The organism is Tessaracoccus lacteus, assembly GCF_029917005.1.
Lineage (GTDB): Bacteria > Actinomycetota > Actinomycetes > Propionibacteriales > Propionibacteriaceae > Arachnia > Arachnia lactea.
Genome location: NZ_CP123967.1, coordinates 1,389,795 through 1,405,335, shown reverse-complemented (window position 1 = coordinate 1,405,335; position 15,541 = coordinate 1,389,795). Strand labels below are relative to the sequence as shown.

At 71.9% G+C, this 15,541-nt stretch carries 15 protein-coding genes; 7 read left to right on the top strand and 8 right to left on the bottom strand.

Going from position 1 to position 15,541, the window contains the following annotated elements:
- The first annotated feature begins 6 nt into the window (after positions 1-6).
- On the top strand, positions 7-207 hold the full coding sequence (locus QH948_RS06375; RefSeq protein WP_219079895.1) for a DUF7455 domain-containing protein: 201 nt from the start codon (positions 7-9) through the stop codon (positions 205-207).
- Here the strand turns inward: QH948_RS06375 and nudC are convergent.
- The 3 genes from nudC to QH948_RS06360 are packed head-to-tail and all read right to left on the bottom strand — an operon-like array spanning position 194 to position 7,268.
- Positions 194-1,024, bottom strand: coding sequence for an NAD(+) diphosphatase (nudC, locus tag QH948_RS06370; RefSeq protein WP_281145999.1), 831 nt, complete (start codon positions 1,022-1,024; stop codon positions 194-196). The genes QH948_RS06375 and nudC overlap by 14 nt on opposite strands.
- Positions 1,021-4,182 (bottom strand): ATP-dependent helicase, encoded by a 3,162-nt coding sequence (locus QH948_RS06365; protein ID WP_281145998.1) that lies wholly within the window; start codon positions 4,180-4,182, stop codon positions 1,021-1,023. The genes nudC and QH948_RS06365 overlap by 4 nt, the downstream gene beginning before the upstream one ends.
- Complete coding sequence (locus QH948_RS06360) at positions 4,179-7,268, bottom strand: ATP-dependent helicase (RefSeq protein ID WP_281145997.1); 3,090 nt, start codon at positions 7,266-7,268, stop codon at positions 4,179-4,181. Before QH948_RS06360 ends, QH948_RS06365 begins: the two co-directional genes overlap by 4 nt.
- Before the next feature lie 61 nt (positions 7,269-7,329).
- Here QH948_RS06360 and ligD point away from each other — a divergent pair, with 61 nt between their 5' ends.
- The 4 genes from ligD (at position 7,330) to QH948_RS06340 (ending at position 10,919) form a co-directional block, all read left to right on the top strand.
- Complete coding sequence (gene ligD / locus QH948_RS06355; RefSeq protein WP_281145996.1) at positions 7,330-8,274, top strand: non-homologous end-joining DNA ligase; 945 nt, start codon at positions 7,330-7,332, stop codon at positions 8,272-8,274.
- Positions 8,275-8,286: 12 nt separating this feature from the next.
- Positions 8,287-9,102, top strand: coding sequence for a PP2C family protein-serine/threonine phosphatase (locus tag QH948_RS06350; RefSeq protein ID WP_281145995.1), 816 nt, complete (start codon positions 8,287-8,289; stop codon positions 9,100-9,102).
- 44 nt (positions 9,103-9,146) lie between these two features.
- Positions 9,147-9,371, top strand: coding sequence for a DUF3107 domain-containing protein (locus QH948_RS06345; RefSeq protein ID WP_281145994.1), 225 nt, complete (start codon positions 9,147-9,149; stop codon positions 9,369-9,371).
- A 99-nt stretch (positions 9,372-9,470) separates the two neighbouring features.
- Positions 9,471-10,919, top strand: a complete 1,449-nt coding sequence (locus tag QH948_RS06340; protein WP_281146153.1) for a DEAD/DEAH box helicase — start codon at positions 9,471-9,473, stop codon at positions 10,917-10,919.
- A 70-nt stretch (positions 10,920-10,989) separates the two neighbouring features.
- On the opposite strand, the gene trpS is transcribed toward QH948_RS06340, so the two are convergent.
- Positions 10,990-12,081 (bottom strand): tryptophan--tRNA ligase, encoded by a 1,092-nt coding sequence (gene trpS, locus QH948_RS06335; protein ID WP_281145993.1) that lies wholly within the window; start codon positions 12,079-12,081, stop codon positions 10,990-10,992.
- A 67-nt stretch (positions 12,082-12,148) separates the two neighbouring features.
- On the bottom strand, positions 12,149-13,000 hold the full coding sequence (locus QH948_RS06330) for a PHP domain-containing protein (RefSeq protein ID WP_281145992.1): 852 nt from the start codon (positions 12,998-13,000) through the stop codon (positions 12,149-12,151).
- 50 nt (positions 13,001-13,050) lie between these two features.
- Here QH948_RS06330 and QH948_RS06325 point away from each other — a divergent pair, with 50 nt between their 5' ends.
- On the top strand, positions 13,051-13,521 hold the full coding sequence (locus QH948_RS06325; protein WP_281145991.1) for a DUF2505 domain-containing protein: 471 nt from the start codon (positions 13,051-13,053) through the stop codon (positions 13,519-13,521).
- A gap of 20 nt (positions 13,522-13,541) precedes the next feature.
- On the opposite strand, the gene QH948_RS06320 is transcribed toward QH948_RS06325, so the two are convergent.
- Genes QH948_RS06320 through QH948_RS06310 form a run of 3 tightly spaced genes read right to left on the bottom strand, consistent with a single transcriptional unit; the run spans position 13,542 to position 15,032 of the window.
- Positions 13,542-13,748 carry a hypothetical protein gene (locus tag QH948_RS06320; protein ID WP_281145990.1) on the bottom strand — a complete coding sequence of 69 codons (207 nt, stop codon included), beginning with the start codon at positions 13,746-13,748 and terminating at the stop codon, positions 13,542-13,544.
- Positions 13,748-14,554, bottom strand: a complete 807-nt coding sequence (gene ku, locus QH948_RS06315) for a non-homologous end joining protein Ku (protein ID WP_281145989.1) — start codon at positions 14,552-14,554, stop codon at positions 13,748-13,750. The genes QH948_RS06320 and ku overlap by 1 nt, the downstream gene beginning before the upstream one ends.
- A 1-nt stretch (position 14,555) precedes the next feature.
- Positions 14,556-15,032, bottom strand: coding sequence for a DUF6912 family protein (locus QH948_RS06310; RefSeq protein WP_219079919.1), 477 nt, complete (start codon positions 15,030-15,032; stop codon positions 14,556-14,558).
- A 131-nt stretch (positions 15,033-15,163) separates the two neighbouring features.
- Here QH948_RS06310 and QH948_RS06305 point away from each other — a divergent pair, with 131 nt between their 5' ends.
- Complete coding sequence (locus QH948_RS06305) at positions 15,164-15,538, top strand: Rv3235 family protein (protein ID WP_281145988.1); 375 nt, start codon at positions 15,164-15,166, stop codon at positions 15,536-15,538.
- Positions 15,539-15,541: the final 3 nt, after the last annotated feature.

Sequence of the window (15,541 nt, the reverse complement as noted above, 5' to 3'; positions counted from 1 at the left end):
GCGACCATGACCGAACTAGCTGCGGATCCTACTCTGACCGCTATCGATCGTTGTGACCGATGCGGCGCCCAGGCCTACCTTCGTGTCTTCCTACGTTCAGGCGGCGAGCTGCTCTTCTGCGCTCACCACGCTGCCGCGCACCGCGAGAAGCTCGTGGAGGTGGCGGCGCGGATTCAGGACGAGACCAGCAGGCTCAGCGACCGCTGAGCCACTGCTCGATCAGCGAGCGCGCGATCGAGGCCCGCTGAGGCAGGACAACTTCATCCGATTCGACGGCGGCGACGAGCTCCTCCCTGGTGTAGAAGGCACCGGTTGCGATCTCGTCGCCGTCGACCGTTATCCGGGAGTCCACGGTGCGCCCGACGAACCCCAGCATCAGCGAGCGGGGCAGCGGCCACGGCTGCGAACTGATGTAGCGCACCGAGTCGAGCGTGATGCCCACCTCCTCCTGCGCCTCGCGGAAGCAGGCCTGCTCAGCGGACTCCCCCGCCTCGATGAAGCCCGCGACGATGGACACCCGGCTCGCCTCCCACGCCACGTTGTGCGCCAGCAGCAGCCGGTCGTCCGGGTCGGTGATGGCGATGATGATGCAGGGGTCCGTGCGCGCGAAGGCGAGCTCCCCGCAGTGCGTGCATCGTCGGCTGGCCCCGGCCTGGTGGGTCATGGTGGCGGCGCCGCACCGCTCGCAGGCGGGCGCGCTGCCGTGCCAGCGGCCCAGCGCCACCGCCGACGCCAGGACGTCCTGGTCGGCGGCCGCCGCCTGCCTCCACCCGATAGACTCGCCGACGATCCGATCCACGGGTCGGGCGAACCACACGTGGTCGCGGGCGCGACCCAGCAGGATGTCGGACGGCCGACGCCGACCCGGCGCGGCCAGGGGTTCGGGGATGCCGTCGGCGGCGGCGATGCGCCCCTCCGGATCGACCCGCAGCACCAGGGCCCCGCGCCAGGCCCCGTCCAGGTCCGCCTCGCCGCGCTCCAGCGGCATCCGGTCAAGGGTCGAGGGGTCTGTCCACTGGGTCACGTCTGCACTCCCGCTGCGATGGCGTCGTCGATCAGGCTGGCAGGGGCGTCGATGAGGCGCAGCCGGTCCTGTGCCACATGGTAGAACCCCGCACCCACCCGCGAGGGGTCGACGCCGCGGGCCTCGGCCCAGGCCTGCCGGTAGACGGCGAGCTGCAGGGGATCGGCCTCCGCCCCTGAGGTCTTCCAGTCGATCACGAGATAGGCGTACCCCTCTGCGGCGCCGTCGTAGACCGCGTCGATCCTGCCGCGCAGCACCACCCCGGAGCGGTGCATCAGGAACGGCACCTCGACGCCGATCGGCACCCGGTCGGCGAACCGCCCCTGCTCGAAGGCCTCGATGAGCCTCCGCAGTCCCGGCGGGGCAGGGGCGTTGTCCGGCACCAGCTCCTCGAGGGATGCGGGCAGCTCGAACCGCTCCTGGAGCCACGCGTGGAAGCGGGTGCCCACCCGGGCCGCGGTCGACGGGCGCCGTGGCATCCTTCTCAGCAGCGAGTCGACGAACTCGTCCGGGTCGCTGCGCAGCGCCATCAGAGCGGTGGCCGACAGCCCGTCGGGCAGCTCGATCCGGCGCTGGCCACGCTCCTGCAGCAGAGCGGTCAGGTGCCGGGCCGTGTCGTCCCAGGCGGCGACCTTCTCCGCGTCGGACGGGTCGAGGAGCCCGGACCGCCAGACCCAGGCGTCGCGCTCCTCGGGCTCGGCAGGCAGCGCAGCGGCCTCCGCCACCAGCTTCGCCGCCTCGCGCCGTACCGCGAGCCGCTCCTGACTGAGCTCCTCCGGCCAGGCCGCGCGCACCGGCTCGGCAGGGATGGGGTTGGAGTCGGAGCCTCTGGTCGCGTGGTCCTCGTAGCGGCCGCGCGCCTCCGCGGCCTCCCGGATGACGGCGAAGTAGGGCGACTCGTCACGCGGCCGCGCGGTGCCGGGCGTCCAGATGTGGGTGGTGCCGACCAGCAGCGACTTGGCGCGGGTGGCGGCCACGTAGGCGAGCCGGTCCTCCGAGAGCCGGTGCTCCGCGGCCAACGCGGCGCGGAACTCGGCGAGCCCGGCCTTCGTGTAGTCGGCCAGCTGCGGGATCGAGTCCGCGTCGCCGCGCAGCGGCGAGGGCAGCGACTCGGCGCGCTGCGGCCACACCCCCGAGCGCGGCTGCGAGGGGAACACCTTGTCGGCGAGGGACGGCAGGTAGACGGTGTCCCACTCGAGGCCCTTGGCACGGTGCACCGTCATCAGCTTGACGGAGTCCTCCGAGGTGACGACCGCCTGCATCAGCCCCTCGCCGTGCTCCTCCTCCGCGTCGAGGTAGGCAAGCAGCCCGCTGAGCGACCCGTCCCCGTCGACGTCGACGTAGGTGGACACCTCGTCGACGAAGCGCGCCACCTGGTTCAGCGCGCTGCCCGTGGACAGGAGTTCCGCCTCGAGGCCGAGGACCGCGACGACGCGCGTCACGAGGTCCGCCACCGGGTCGCCGGCGTGCCTCCTCAGCCCCGAGATCTCCGCGTGGAAGCGGGCGATCCGCCGCCTGGCCTCCGGGCTCAGCGGTGCGTCGCCCGGGTCGGCGACGGCGTCGAGCAGGCACGGCCTCTCCCCCGGGTCCGTGTGGGTCACGGTCGCGGCGAGCTCGGCGTCGAAGTCCCACAACGGCGCCTCCGCCGCGTCGGCCGCCAGCTCACGGGACCGTCTTCCCAGCGCCTCCAGGTCCTTCAGCCCGATGGACCAGCGCGGTCCGGTGAGCAGCGCGGCGACGTCGGGATTGGCCGTCACGTCGTCGAGGATGCGCAGCGTGGACACGATGGGCGCGATCTCGGGCAGCGTCAGCAGCCCCCCGAGGCCGACGATCTCAACCGGCACCCCCGAGTCGCGCAGTGCGGTGAAGACCGGCGTGAGGGTGGCGTTGCGCCGCACGAGCACCGCCTGCTCCCGCCACTGGGTGCCCTCGTCGTGACGGGCGACGATGCGGCCGGTCAGCCAGGCGACCTCGTCGGGGGCGGTGTCGAACGTGGCTGCGCACACCTCGCCGGCCTGCGCGCCGACGGGCGCGATCAGGGAGACGCCATCCTCGCCGGGGGCGGCATGCAGGCCCGCTGCCAGTGCGTTGCCGACGTCGAGGATCCGCTGCCCACTGCGGCGGTTGACGCTCAGCGTGAAGCGCCCCGCGGGCGCGCCGTCGGACTTCGGGAACTGGTGGGGGAACTCCAGGATGTTGCCGGCGGCCGCACCGCGCCAGCCGTAGATCGCCTGGTACGGGTCTCCGACGGCCGTGACGGGGAAGCCTGCGCTCCCGGACGCGCCGCCGAACAGCTCACGCAGCAGGATCGCCTGCGCCGACGACGTGTCCTGGTACTCGTCGAGCAGCACCACCTTGAAACGGTGACGCAGCTCGCGGCCCACGTCCGGGACGCGGCCCACCAGCCGGACGGCCTCCCGGAGCTGGTCGGCGAACTCCACGACGCCCAGCGACTGCTTGAGCCGCTGGTAGTCAGCGACGAGGTCAAGCAGCTCCAGGCGTTCGTCGGTGGCGGCGAGCGCGTCCCGGACGTCCTTGTAGGGGCTGCCGCGCCACAGCGGCGCCGCCTCGAACCGCGCCCGCGCCGTCTCCGAGAACGCCCGCACGTCCTCGATCCCGACGAGGTGCGACTGCAGCTCGGCGTCGAGCGCGAGCACCCGCTCCGGGATGTTGTGGTGGCTCAGCCGGCTGATGCGGTGGAAGGGGCCGGGGGCGTTGGCGACGACGCGGGCGGCGAGGCGGTAGCGGCTGGCGCCGGTGACCATGACCGGGTCGCGGTCGAGCCCGATGCGCAGGCCGAACTCGCTCACGAGCCGGGCCGCGAAGGAGTCGTAGGTCATCACGAGCTCGGCCCCCTCGCCCTCCTTGTCGACGAGCACGCCCGCGCGGTCCAGCGCGGCCGAGACGCGGCCGCCCAGCTCCGCGGCCGCCTTGCGGGTGAAGGTCAGACCGAGCACCTCCCCGGGCAGCACCTGCCCGGTGCCGACCAGCCAGACGACGCGCGCGGCCATCACCGTGGTCTTGCCGCTGCCGGCGCCCGCGATGATCACGGCCGGCTCCAGCGGTGCGCAGATGGCGGTCAGCTGCTCGTCGGAGAAGGGGATCTCCAGCGCCTCGACCAGCTGGGCCGGGGTCTCGATCCGGACGCTGCGGGTCATCGGCTGGTCTCCGTCCTGAGTGCCGGGCAGGTGTCGGTGAACTGGCAGAAGCGGCACGACCCGCACTCGACGGCCTGGAACTCGCCGGAGCGCAGGACGCCGACGGCGGTGGCGATCCGGTCGTGCACCCAGGTGGGTCCCTCCTTGAGGTCCTCGCCCTTGAGCGCCGGGGCCTCGTCGATGCTGGGCTGGCTGACCAGCCCGGGGAAGGTGTCCCCGGCGCGCAGGAAGGCCAACGCGGGGGGCGCGACGCGCCGCTGCCCCGGCGCGACGTCGTCGAAGGCGCCGAGGCTCGCGGCCAGCTGGTAGACGCCCAGCTGGGCATGGTCGGCGACCTCCGCGGCCTTGAGCGCCCTGCGGCCGGTCTTGAGGTCGACGATCCTGAGCCGGCCCTCGGCGTCGCGTTCCAGGCGGTCGACCGTGCCGACGAGCACCACATCGGTGTCCGCGACGCGCAGGCCCACGCGGAACTCCTTCTCGACGGCCAACAGCTCCTCCGAACCGGACGACTGGTAGTGGGCGAACCGGTCGATGGCGGCGTCGATCTCGACCTTCTCCGTGGCGGACAGCCACTCGGTCTCGAAGCCGATCCGGTCCCAGACCTCGTCGAGATGTCGGTGCATCTCCTCGGCGTCCATGCCCTCGCGGCCGGCCTGGCTGGCGATCAGGTGCACGACGTCGCCGACGGAGGCCCTGGACTGCCGCGTGCCCTCCGCCTGCGCCCGCCTGGCAAGGAACCAGCGCCGTGGGCACTCGAGCAGCGCCTCGAGCGACGAGCCGGTGATGGTGACGGGCCCGTCGAGCGCCGGCGGCTGCGACGTGAGGTCGCCGGTGGCCCACCACGCGGCGGGATGCGCGCCGGGGAAGCCGGGCCCGCCGTCGGGCGTCGTGACGCGCGTGAGGTCGGCCAGCCGGAGCGCGGCGGCCCTCCTCAGCGACGGTGACGCGGACTCGTCGGCGAGCGTGCGACGCAGGTCGCCGACGAGCGAGGCGGGCGACAGGAGCAGGTCGGGTCGGCCGTGGACCCGGGTCACGCCGCGGCCGAGCTCGGCGAGGAAACGCGAGGGACGGCCGCCCTCCCCGTCGATGCCCTGCACGGCGCTGACGCTCAGCCCGCTGCGGGCGCGCGAGCAGGCGACGAGGAACAGCTGCCGTTCGGAGCGCAGGTGCGCCAGCGGGTCGGGCGGCTCCAGGACATCGGCCGTGATGCGTTGCGCGTCCAGCAGCAGCCCGCCTCGCGACGAGCGTGGCCACTGGCCCTCCTGCACGCCGATGACCCAGACCCGCTCCCATTCGAGGCCGCGGGTCCGGTGGGCTGTCACCACGCGCACGCCGCGCGACTCGGGGCTCAGTTCCCGGCCCGTGTCTGCCGGGATCTCCTGCGCCGAGACCTCGCCCAGGAAGGTCTGGGCCCCGGCGGACCCGCGGAGGTCGTCCGCACGCGCGGCCGTCTCGAACAGCTCGACGAGGGCGTCGAGATCCGCGCCGGCCCGGCGGCTGCCGCGCAGCGCCTGGCCGCGCAGCTGCTCCGGCCACCCGGTGCCGTCCCACAGCTCCCACAGGGCCACCTGCACCTCGGCGCCGTCCGCCAGCATCTTCGCTGCGCGGCCGAGCAGCGCGGCGAGGTCGCGGACCCGCCCCGCCGCATCCGACTCGTCGCCGGCGAGCAGCTGCGGCTCGGCCAGTGCCCGGGTGACCAGCGCCGCCGAGGTACCAAGCCCCGGATGGGCCCGCAGCAGCGCGCGGCCGAGCTGCCGCTGCGCTACGCCGTCGAGGCCCGCCAACGGGGACGCCAGGAGCTGCCTCGCCTCCTCCTGGCCCGGGGTCGCGCCGCGGGCGGCCACGCCGAGGGCGAGCAGCAGGATCGCGACCGCTGGCTGCTCCGCCAGCGCGATCTCGTCGCCGGACACGTCTACCGGGATGCCGAGGCGGACGAGCTCCCGCGCCACGAGGCTGAGCTGGGCCCGTCCGGCCCGGGTCACGACGGCGAGGTCCCGCCATTGCAGCCCCCCGCGCGTCACGGCCTCACGGAGCTCCGCCGCGACGTGGGCCAGCTCGGCCGAGCCGTCGTCGAAGACCCGCACGTCGACGGTGCCGCCGGCCCGGGCCGGGCCGGGGGCCGGGGCCGCGTCGCGCGCCCCCAGCCGCGTGCCGAGGCTGGCCAGTGCCACGCCCAGTTCCTCGCCGAGTCGGAAGCCGTCCGTCAGCGTCAGGACCTCGGCGTCGGTGGCCCTGGCCAGATCCCGCAGCGCGGTGGCCGATGCCCCGCGGTACCAGCCGATGGACTGGTGCGGGTCCCCCAGCGCGAGCACGGGGACACCCGCCCGTGCGACGTCGGCGATGAGCGCTCCCTGCGACGGGTCCAGCTCCTGCGCGTCGTCGACGATCACCTCGTCGAAGGACGCGCGCACGGCGTCGGCCACCTGCGGCTCCTGCAGGAGCAGTCGGGTGCGGTAGACCAGCTCGGCGTAGTCCAGATGCCCGGAGAAGTCGCCGACGACGAGGTACTCCTCCATGAACGCGGCCGCTGCCATGAAACCCTCGTCGCCGGCCTCGGACCCGAGGCGGGCGAGGATCTCCGCGTCGAGGTTGAGCTGCCGGGTGCGGGCGAGCACGTCGCGCAGCTGCCGGGCGAAGGCCCGGGTCCCGACCGCGGCGCGCAGCCCCTCCGGCCACGCGGTGGGGTTCATGCCGGCCAGCAGCTCACGGATGCGCGCCTCCTGCTCTGGGGCCCTCAGCAGCAGCCAGGGCGACTCGCCGTGGGGCAGGAACCGGCGCATCAGCCCCAGCGCGAGTCCGTGCACCGTCGTGACCTGGGCGGAGGTCTGGGCGTGCGTCAGCTGCCGCGTGATGTCGCGCCTGAGCGTCTGCGCGGCCGCCCTCGAGTTGGCGAGAACCACCGTGCGCTCGAGGTCGCTGCCAGCGGCGACCCGCGCCGCGGCGGCCGCGGCGGCGACGGTGGTCTTGCCTGTGCCGGGACCGCCCAGCACCACACGGACCCCGTCGTGCGGCCCGGCCGCGGCCGCCTGCCCGGCCGTGAGCTCCGGCGACTCGAGGTGTCTGTGCGGGAGAATGCGCGAGCTCATGGCACCATGCAACCATCCGCCCCCGACAATTGGCCAAGCGAGGCGACCTGAGGAGGCAGCCATGAGCGGGACCATCACGACCAGCCTCGACGGGGTGACGCTGGCCCTGACCCACCCGGACCGTCCGCTGTTCCCCGATGGCTTCACCAAGGGCGAGCTCATCTCCTACTACGTGGAGGTCGCCGACGTCCTGCTCCCGCACCTGGCCGGGCGGCCGATCACGCGCGTCAGGTTCCCGCAGGGCACCGTCGGAGGGTCGTTCTATGAGAAGAACGTGCCGGCCGGCGCCCCCACCTGGGTCCGGACGCTACCCGTCGCAACGTCGTCGGGCCCGCTGCCCTATGTGCTGGCCGAGGACCGCCCGACGCTGGCCTGGCTCGCCAACCTCTCTGCCGTCGAACTCCACACGCCCCAGTGGCGCGCGGGCGACGCGACCCTCGGCCCCGACGGCGTCGTCCTCGACGGCGCCGACGAGCCCCTCACACGCACCCTCATGGTCGACCTCGACCCTGGCGAGGGGCTGACGATCGCCGACTCTGCGACCGCCGCGATCCTGGCGGCCACGACGCTGGCCGATCTCGGGCTGGAGCCCCTGGTGAAGTCGTCCGGGAACAAGGGCCTGCAGCTGAGCGTGCCGATCGCGCCCACCCCCTGCAGCGAGGCGCACGCGTGGGCGCGGGGCCTGGCCGGGCTGCTGGCGCGTCGACATCCGAAGACGTTCGTCGCGACCATGGCGAAGGCCGCCCGCGCCGGGCTGGTGTATGTCGATTTCGGCCAGAACCTGGCCGCGCGCAACACGATCTCCCCGTACTCGGTGCGGGGCGTCGAGACCCCTGCCGTGGCGACGCCGCTGACCTGGGACGAGGTCGGCGGCCTCACCCGTCGGACGCAACCCCTGAGGATCACCCCCGCCCAGGTGCTCGACCGGGTGTCCAGGAACGGCGATCTGTGGCAGGCAGCGCTCCGCGGTGACGCCTCAGCTCCCCTGCCAACCCTCGCGACCTGACACAATGCGCCCATGGACCTGACGGAAGGGAACCCGATGCACGAGCAGGCTGGCCGGTCGGAGCGTTCCCACTACCTCAGATTTCCGGCTCCCTGGATCGCCGGCTGCAGCGACACGGGGCTCAGGCACCGCACAAATCAGGATGCCCTGTGCATGGCGGTTCGTGAGGGCGAACCCCACGCCGCGATGCTGGCGCTGGCCGACGGGGTGACCACCGCGCACGGCTCCGAGGTGGCATCGGCCGTCGCCACCGAGACGGCCATCGAGTTCATGACGCAGGGCCACGACCGGGGATACGCGCCCAACGTCGTGTTCATGAAGGCCTTCGCCGAGGCCAACCAGGCCGTCCTCGACGCGGGTGACGACCCGTCGGCCTGCACGCTGATCGCCGCGATGGTCGCGGGAAACACCATCGCCGTCGGCAACGTCGGCGACTCGCGCGCCTACTGGGTCGGCGAGGACGGGTCGTGTCAGCTGCTCAGCACCGACGACTCGATGGCCCAGGCCCGGATCATGCTCGGCATGTCGCGCGCTGAGGCAGAGCAGTCCAGCCAGGCCCACGCCATCACGAAGTGGCTGGGCCGGCAGTCGATGAATGCGTCCCCCAGCGTGACGACGCTGCAGCCCGTCGGACCGGGGTGGCTGCTGTTGTGCTCCGACGGGCTTTGGAACTATGCAAGCTCGCCCGACGACATGTCGGCGCTCTTCGCCCGCGTCGCGGCGACCAGTACGCCGACCGACGCGCTGGCCGAGGCTCTGGTGGCATGGGCCATCGAGCGCGGCGGCCGCGACAACATCACGGTCATCGTGGCCCGCATCGACCCCTGAGGAGTCGCCGCGCCCGCTTTTACATGGTGACTAGAGTGAGCACCATGGAAATCAAGATCGGCATCGCCCACCTCTCACGAGAGGTCGCGCTGGAGTCCACCGCCACCCCGGAGGAGGTCTCCGAGCTGGTGCGCAAGGCCGTCGAGGACAAGACGCTGCTGGATCTGGTCGACGAGAAGGGACGCCGCATCCTCATCCCGGGCGACCGCATCGGCTACGTTGACCTGGGCAGCCCGACGGCTCGCGCGGTGGGTTTCGGCGCCGTCTGAGCGCTCTGCGATAGACTCTCGGGCAGCGGGCCCTCAGATGGGCCTGCCTCCGGCTGCGCCCGGCGCGCCGTGAGTTCTTCTCCTGACAGAGGTTGAGCCCTGAGCGACAACGAGAATCCGGTCGACGAGACGTTCGCCGACCTTGGAGTGCATGAATCCATCACCTCGGCTCTCGCCGAGGCCGGCATCGTCCACCCGTTCATGATCCAGACCCTCGCCATCCCCCTGGCGCTCGGCGGTTCTGACCTGATCGGGCAGGCGCGCACCGGAACCGGCAAGACGCTGGCCTTCGGCGTCAGCCTGCTGCACCGCATGGTCACGCTGTCCGACGGGGTGAAGCCGTCCCACGGCAAGCCCCGCGCGCTGGTGGTCTGCCCGACGCGTGAGCTCGCGCTGCAAGTCGGCCGCGACCTCGACGTCGCAGGCAAGGACCTCAAAATGCGGGTCCTGACCATCTACGGCGGCACCGGCTACGACGAGCAGCTCGGCACCCTCGAGGCGGGCATCGACATCGCCGTCGGTACCCCGGGTCGTCTGCTGGACCTCGCGGACCGTGGCGCCCTCGACCTCAGCGAGATCCAGGTCCTCGTCCTCGACGAGGCCGACGAGATGCTGGACCTTGGCTTCCTGCCGGACGTCGAGCGTCTGCTGCGCAAGACCCCCGCATCCCGCCAGACGATGATGTTCTCCGCCACCATGCCCGGCCCGATCCTGGCCCTGGCCCGCGCGACGCTGAACCACCCGATCAACATCCGCGCCGAGGGCGCCGACGCACAGATGACCGTCCCGGACATCACGCAGTTCGTTTACCAGGCGCACGACCTCGACAAGCCCGAGATCATCGGCCGCATCCTCCAGGGACGCGAGACCACCAAGGTCATGGTCTTCTGCCGCACCAAGCGCGCGGCGCAGCGACTGACCGACGACCTGGTCGACCGCGGCTTCCCGGCGGCCTCCATCCACGGCGACCTGAATCAACAGGCGCGTGAGCGTGCCCTGAAGAAGTTCCGCGCCGGGACGATCTCCGTGCTCGTCGCCACGGACGTCGCCGCCCGCGGCATCGACATCTCCGGCGTCAGCCACGTCATCAACCACGAGTGCCCCGACAACGACGCAACCTACGTGCACCGGATCGGCCGGACGGGCCGCGCCGGCCACACGGGCGTCGCCGTCACGCTGGTCGACTGGTCGGATGTGCACCGCTGGAAGCTGATCAACGAGGCGCTGAAGCTCGGCATCCCCGAGCCCGTCGAGACCTACTCGACGTCGCCGCACCTCTACACGGACCTCGACATCCCGGAGGGCACCAAGGGCCGCATGCCCGGCACCGCGCCCAAGGCGCGCGAACGCACCGAGCGTCGGACCGAGGGCGGCGAGGCAGGCCGTGGCCGGCGCCGCACCCGCGGCACCGAGGCCAAGGGCGACCGCCCGGCCGAGGGCTCCGGCAGCGCCGAGGGCGAGCGTCGTCCGCGACGTCGCCGCCGCACGCGCGGCGGCGTCGACGTGCCGCGCACGCAGCCGGCGACGGAGACTCCCGCCGCCGAGTGACCGCGTCGCCTCCGACGAACGAGGGGCGCCCCACCTTCCGGTGGGGCGCCCCTCGCGTCTGAGTCGGGCCTCAGTAGTCCATCTGCATCGCCACGCGCACCTCGTGCAGCGTCGCCTCCGCGATCTCGTTGGCCTTCGCGTTGCCGGCCGCGAGCAGGTCGTGCAGGTAGCCCGGGTCGGCCTCCAGCTCGGCGCGTCGGGCGCGGTGCGGCGCGAAGTAATCGTTGACGGCGGCCGTGACGAGCTTCTTCAGGCCGCCGCCTCCGCCGTCGCCGATCTCCGTGGCGATCTCGACGGGGTCGCGGTCGAGACACAGCGCGGCGATGTTGATGAGGTTGGACACCTCGGGCCGGTTCTCCGGATCGAACGTGATGTGGCGGTCGGAGTCCGTCACGGCCCGCTTGATGAGCTTGGCGGTCTCGTCGGCGGTCATGCGCAGCTCGATCGTGTTGCCCTTCGACTTGCTCATCTTCGTGCCGTCCAGGCCGAGGATGGTGCCCGACGCGCTCAGCAGGGCCTCCGGCTCCGGGAACACGGGCGCGTCCGGGTCGAAGCGGCCGTAGCGCTCGTCGAAGCGGCGGGCGATGACGCGGGCCTGCTCCAGGTGCGGCAGCTGGTCCTTGCCGACGGGCACGAGGTTGGCCTTGCAGAACAGGATGTCTGCGGCCTGGTGGACCGGGTAGGTGAGCATCAGGCCCGACATCGGGCGGTCCCCCGTGTCGTCCAGCTCGGCCTTGACGGTCGGATTGCGCCGCAGCTCCGCGTCGGTGACCAGCGAGAGGAGCGGCAGCATCAGCTGGTTCAGGGCCGCGACGGCCGAGTGGGTGAAGATCGTGACCTTCTCGGGGTCGATGCCGGCCGCGATGTAGTCGGTCAGCAGCGAGTACACGCGCTCCTTGATGGGACCGACGCCGTCGCGGTCCGTGATGACCTGGTAGTCCGCGATCAGCACCATGGTGTCGATCCCGAGGCCGGCAAGCCGCACCCGGTTCTGCAGCGACCCGAAGTAGTGTCCGATGTGCAGGTGTCCCGTCGGCCGGTCCCCCGTCAGCACGCGCCACTTCGAGGGGTCCTTGGCCACCTGAGCCTCGATCTCCCGGCTGCGCTGCGTGGAGCGCGCCAGGGAGGCTTCGAAATCGTGCGTGTTCGGCTCGAGCGACATGGACGGGACCTGCCTTGCGGGTGGGAGTGCTGTCAAACGTCCCTTACCCTACCGCCCGTCGTCCGGGTCAGACGACGCCGCCTCGGCGCCTGATCCGCGAGGTCAGGTCCCGGTACGCCGAGGGTCGCGTCAGGTTTGCGCCGAGGGGGTTGTTCTTCTTGCCCGTGCCGTGGTAGTCGCTCGACCCGGTGCGGATCAGACCGAGCCGGGCACCCATCTCGAACAGCAGAGACCTCGTGTCCTCGTCATGGTCCGGATGATCGACCTCAATCCCCTCGAGGCCATGCGTCGTGACCAGCGACTCCAGGTAGGGCGCCGTCAGCACCTCACGGGTGCCCCGGGACCAGGGGTGGGCGATCACCGCCACGCCGCGTGCGTCGTGCACGAGGTCGATGGCACGCTCCAGAGGGCAGGCGTATCGCGAGACGTAGGCCGGCCCCCCGTCGTGCAGCCAGCGGGCGAACGCCTCGTCCCTGTCGGCGGCGTAGCCCTTCGCCACGAGCGCGTCCGCGACGTGCGGCCGCCCGATGACGGGGGCGCCGTGGGCCGCGGCCTGCAGGTCCTCGACCGTGACGGGCAGGCCGAGCTCGGCCAGCCGTTGCAGCATGGCAGGAATGCGCTCGGTGCGGCCGACGCGGATGCGGGCCAGCTCCTCCCCCAGCCCCCGGTCGTAGGGGTCGCAGCCGTAGCCGAGAAGGTGCACGGACCGCCCCGCGTACTCGGTGGACATCTCGAGGCCACTGATGACCTTCACCCCGATGCGCTTGCCAGCCTCCTGCGCCTCCGGAACGCCGCCGAAGGAGTCGTGGTCGCAGAGCGCGATAACGTCGAGCCCTGCGTCGAAGGCCCGCATGACAAGGCCGGTCGGCGTATCCGTCCCGTCGGAGACCCGCGAATGCGTGTGGAGGTCGATCTTCATGGGCGCCATCTTACGGGGGTCAGGCGGGGCTCATGGGTAGGGTTGGCAGCATGCAGTTCGATTACACCCACACGTACGCGACCACACCCGACAAAGTCGTCGACCTGATGCGCACCGAGGAGTTCATCGACGACGTCGCCACCCACGCCGGAGCGGTGTCGCACACGGTCGAGGTGGGGCCGGAGAAGACCCTTCTCGCGATGAAGCTGCCCGTCCCAGAGAGCCTGGCGAAGTTCGTGGGCGCGACGATCTCGCTGGAGATGACCTTCCGGTTCCAGCCGCCCGCCGCTGACGGCAGCGTCACGGGAACGGTCGACGTGGACGTGGCCGGTCTGCCCGTGGATGTGGCGGCCCGCGCGCTGCTGACCCCCACCGGCGGCACCACGGTGGCCCACTATGCGGGTACGTTGACCGTGAAGATCCCGCTGGTCGGACGCAAGGTGGAGAAGCAGGTGGAGCCCTTCATCCGCGATGCCTTCGGCGGCCTGGAGCGCCGCGCCGCCGCCTGGCTGGCCCGCTGACAGCTCACCGGGCGACGGCTTCAGACGACGAACCCGTCGCCCGCCACGTGCGCCCTCACCTCATCGGCGCTCGCGTCGGTCAGGACGAGGAACACCACCTCCTCGTCGTCGTCCTCGCCCAGGAACCGGTCCCTGTCCGCCTCGACGTACCAGCCGGCGGCCTCGAGCGCGGCGAACGTCGCGGCCGCCTCGTCCGCGTCGTCGAACGTGATCGTGGTCGGGCGCATCAGCTCGCCTTCGCCTTCGCCGCGTCCTCGCGCCGCTGCCGTGCCGCCTCGACCGACGCCTTCAGCGCAGCCATGAGGTCGACCACGTCGCCGCCACCCCCCTGCTCCGCCGGGGCCGGCGCCTCGCCGCCGGAGAGCTTCGCCTCGACGACCTGCAACAGCGCCTCGCGGTAGGAGTCGCTGTGGGCCTCGGGATCGAAGGACCCCTCCAGCTGGCCGATCAGCAGCTTCGCGAGAGCGACCTCGTCGTCGGTCACGGTGACGTCGGCGGGCGGCGCCGCGAAGGACCCGTCCCTCAGCTCGTCGGGCCAGTACATCGTGTGCAGCAGCAGCAGGTCGTCGCGGGCCCGGATCAACGCCAGCGACTCACGCTGCCGGAGCGCGACCTTCACAACCGCCACCTGGCCGGCACTGGTCAGGGCCTCTCGCAGCAACACGTAGGGTTTCACCCCGACGCTGTCGGCCTGCAGAAAGTAGGTGCGGTCGATATAGGTCGGGTCGATGTCGTCGGCGTGCACGAACTGGACGACGTCGACCGACCTCAGCGTGGACAGCGGGAGATGCGAGAAGTCCTCGTCGGTCAGGATCGCGGTGCGGCCGTCCGCGGCCTCGAAGCCCTTGGCGATGTCGGCGAAGGACACGACCTCGCCGCATCTCTCGCAGATCCGCTGATACCGGATGCGTCCTCCGTCCAGGGAGTGCACCTGGTGGAACGAGACGTCCTTGTCCTCGGTGGCGCCGTACAGCTTCACGGGGATGCTCACCAGCCCGAAGGACACGGCCCCCTTCCAGATGGCCCGCGGCATGTCAGCCCTCCTCACCTCGCCGGTACTCGACGACGTCGTTCCAGAGTAGATCATGCGAGTTCAGGAGTGCCTGCACCGCCGGCTGGTCCCAGGCCTGGTCGATCGTGAGTCCCCGGCTGATGGCCGCGGCGTCGGCGACATCGGCGCCGGGCTCGTCGGCGAACCACGAGGTGATCGCCCCGACGGGACAGGAGGCGAGCACGATCTGCCCGTTGACCGGGTCCACTCCCCCCGACACGAGGGCCGGATCGACCTCCGCCACGACGACCGTCCGCGCCCCGTAGCTGCACAGCGCCGCGACCGATGCCAGCACGAGCGCGGCGTACTCGGCGTCCTCGGCGTCCTTGGCCTCGTAGCCGAGTTCGGCGACGAGCTCGTCGGTGACGGTGTAGGCGGTGCGCTGCACGATGGCGGGGTCACCGCTCATGACGCCCAGTTCATCGGGGCCGACGGGGATGAAAACCAGTTGTCGCTTCACGGCCTCAGCCTAGTGCCGGACGATCCCAGGTCGTGTCCGGAACCAGGGAGGTGTTGTCAGGGACGGAGGCGGTGTTGTCCGGAGCGGGGGGCGTCCCGGCGGTGCCGCAGGGCGGCTCCTAGCGTCCCTGCATGACGACGATGCTCTCACCCCGGCCCAGCGCCTCGGCGATCCACCCGGACCAGGAGGTCCCGCCCGGCGCCCTCGCCCTCATCCTGGCCACCCTGGAGGCAATGACCGGGCGTCGTGCCCTGCACCAGGTGCGTCCCCGCCTGTCCGAGCGCGCGTTCCTCGAGTTGGCGCTCCACGCGGGCGCCGGCGTGTATCGACGCATGCCGCCCGGGCGGCTGAGGGCGCAGATGCCCACGCCACAGGCCGTGGAGGCGACCGTGTCGCTGATGCGCGGCGACCGGTGGGTCAGCTGCGTTATCCGGCTGGACGCGACGCGGCGGTCCTGGATGTGCAGCGAGTTCGTCATCCTCGCACCCAGGACCGCCGCGGCGTGACGG

Bases quoted from the DNA above. Each gene is read 5' to 3' on its own strand.
- QH948_RS06330 (WP_281145992.1), bottom strand. From the start codon at position 13,000: ATGAAGATCGACCTCCACACGCATTCGCGGGTCTCCGACGGGACGGAT.
- QH948_RS06375 (WP_219079895.1), top strand. From the start codon at position 7: ATGACCGAACTAGCTGCGGATCCTACTCTGACCGCTATCGATCGTTGT.
- QH948_RS06365 (WP_281145998.1), bottom strand. From the start codon at position 4,182: ATGACCCGCAGCGTCCGGATCGAGACCCCGGCCCAGCTGGTCGAGGCG.
- ligD (WP_281145996.1), top strand. From the start codon at position 7,330: ATGAGCGGGACCATCACGACCAGCCTCGACGGGGTGACGCTGGCCCTG.
- QH948_RS06320 (WP_281145990.1), bottom strand. From the start codon at position 13,748: ATGCGCCCGACCACGATCACGTTCGACGACGCGGACGAGGCGGCCGCG.
- QH948_RS06325 (WP_281145991.1), top strand. From the start codon at position 13,051: ATGCAGTTCGATTACACCCACACGTACGCGACCACACCCGACAAAGTC.
- QH948_RS06305 (WP_281145988.1), top strand. From the start codon at position 15,164: ATGACGACGATGCTCTCACCCCGGCCCAGCGCCTCGGCGATCCACCCG.
- ku (WP_281145989.1), bottom strand. From the start codon at position 14,554: ATGCCGCGGGCCATCTGGAAGGGGGCCGTGTCCTTCGGGCTGGTGAGC.
- trpS (WP_281145993.1), bottom strand. From the start codon at position 12,081: ATGTCGCTCGAGCCGAACACGCACGATTTCGAAGCCTCCCTGGCGCGC.
- QH948_RS06350 (WP_281145995.1), top strand. From the start codon at position 8,287: ATGGACCTGACGGAAGGGAACCCGATGCACGAGCAGGCTGGCCGGTCG.
- QH948_RS06345 (WP_281145994.1), top strand. From the start codon at position 9,147: ATGGAAATCAAGATCGGCATCGCCCACCTCTCACGAGAGGTCGCGCTG.
- QH948_RS06360 (WP_281145997.1), bottom strand. From the start codon at position 7,268: ATGAGCTCGCGCATTCTCCCGCACAGACACCTCGAGTCGCCGGAGCTC.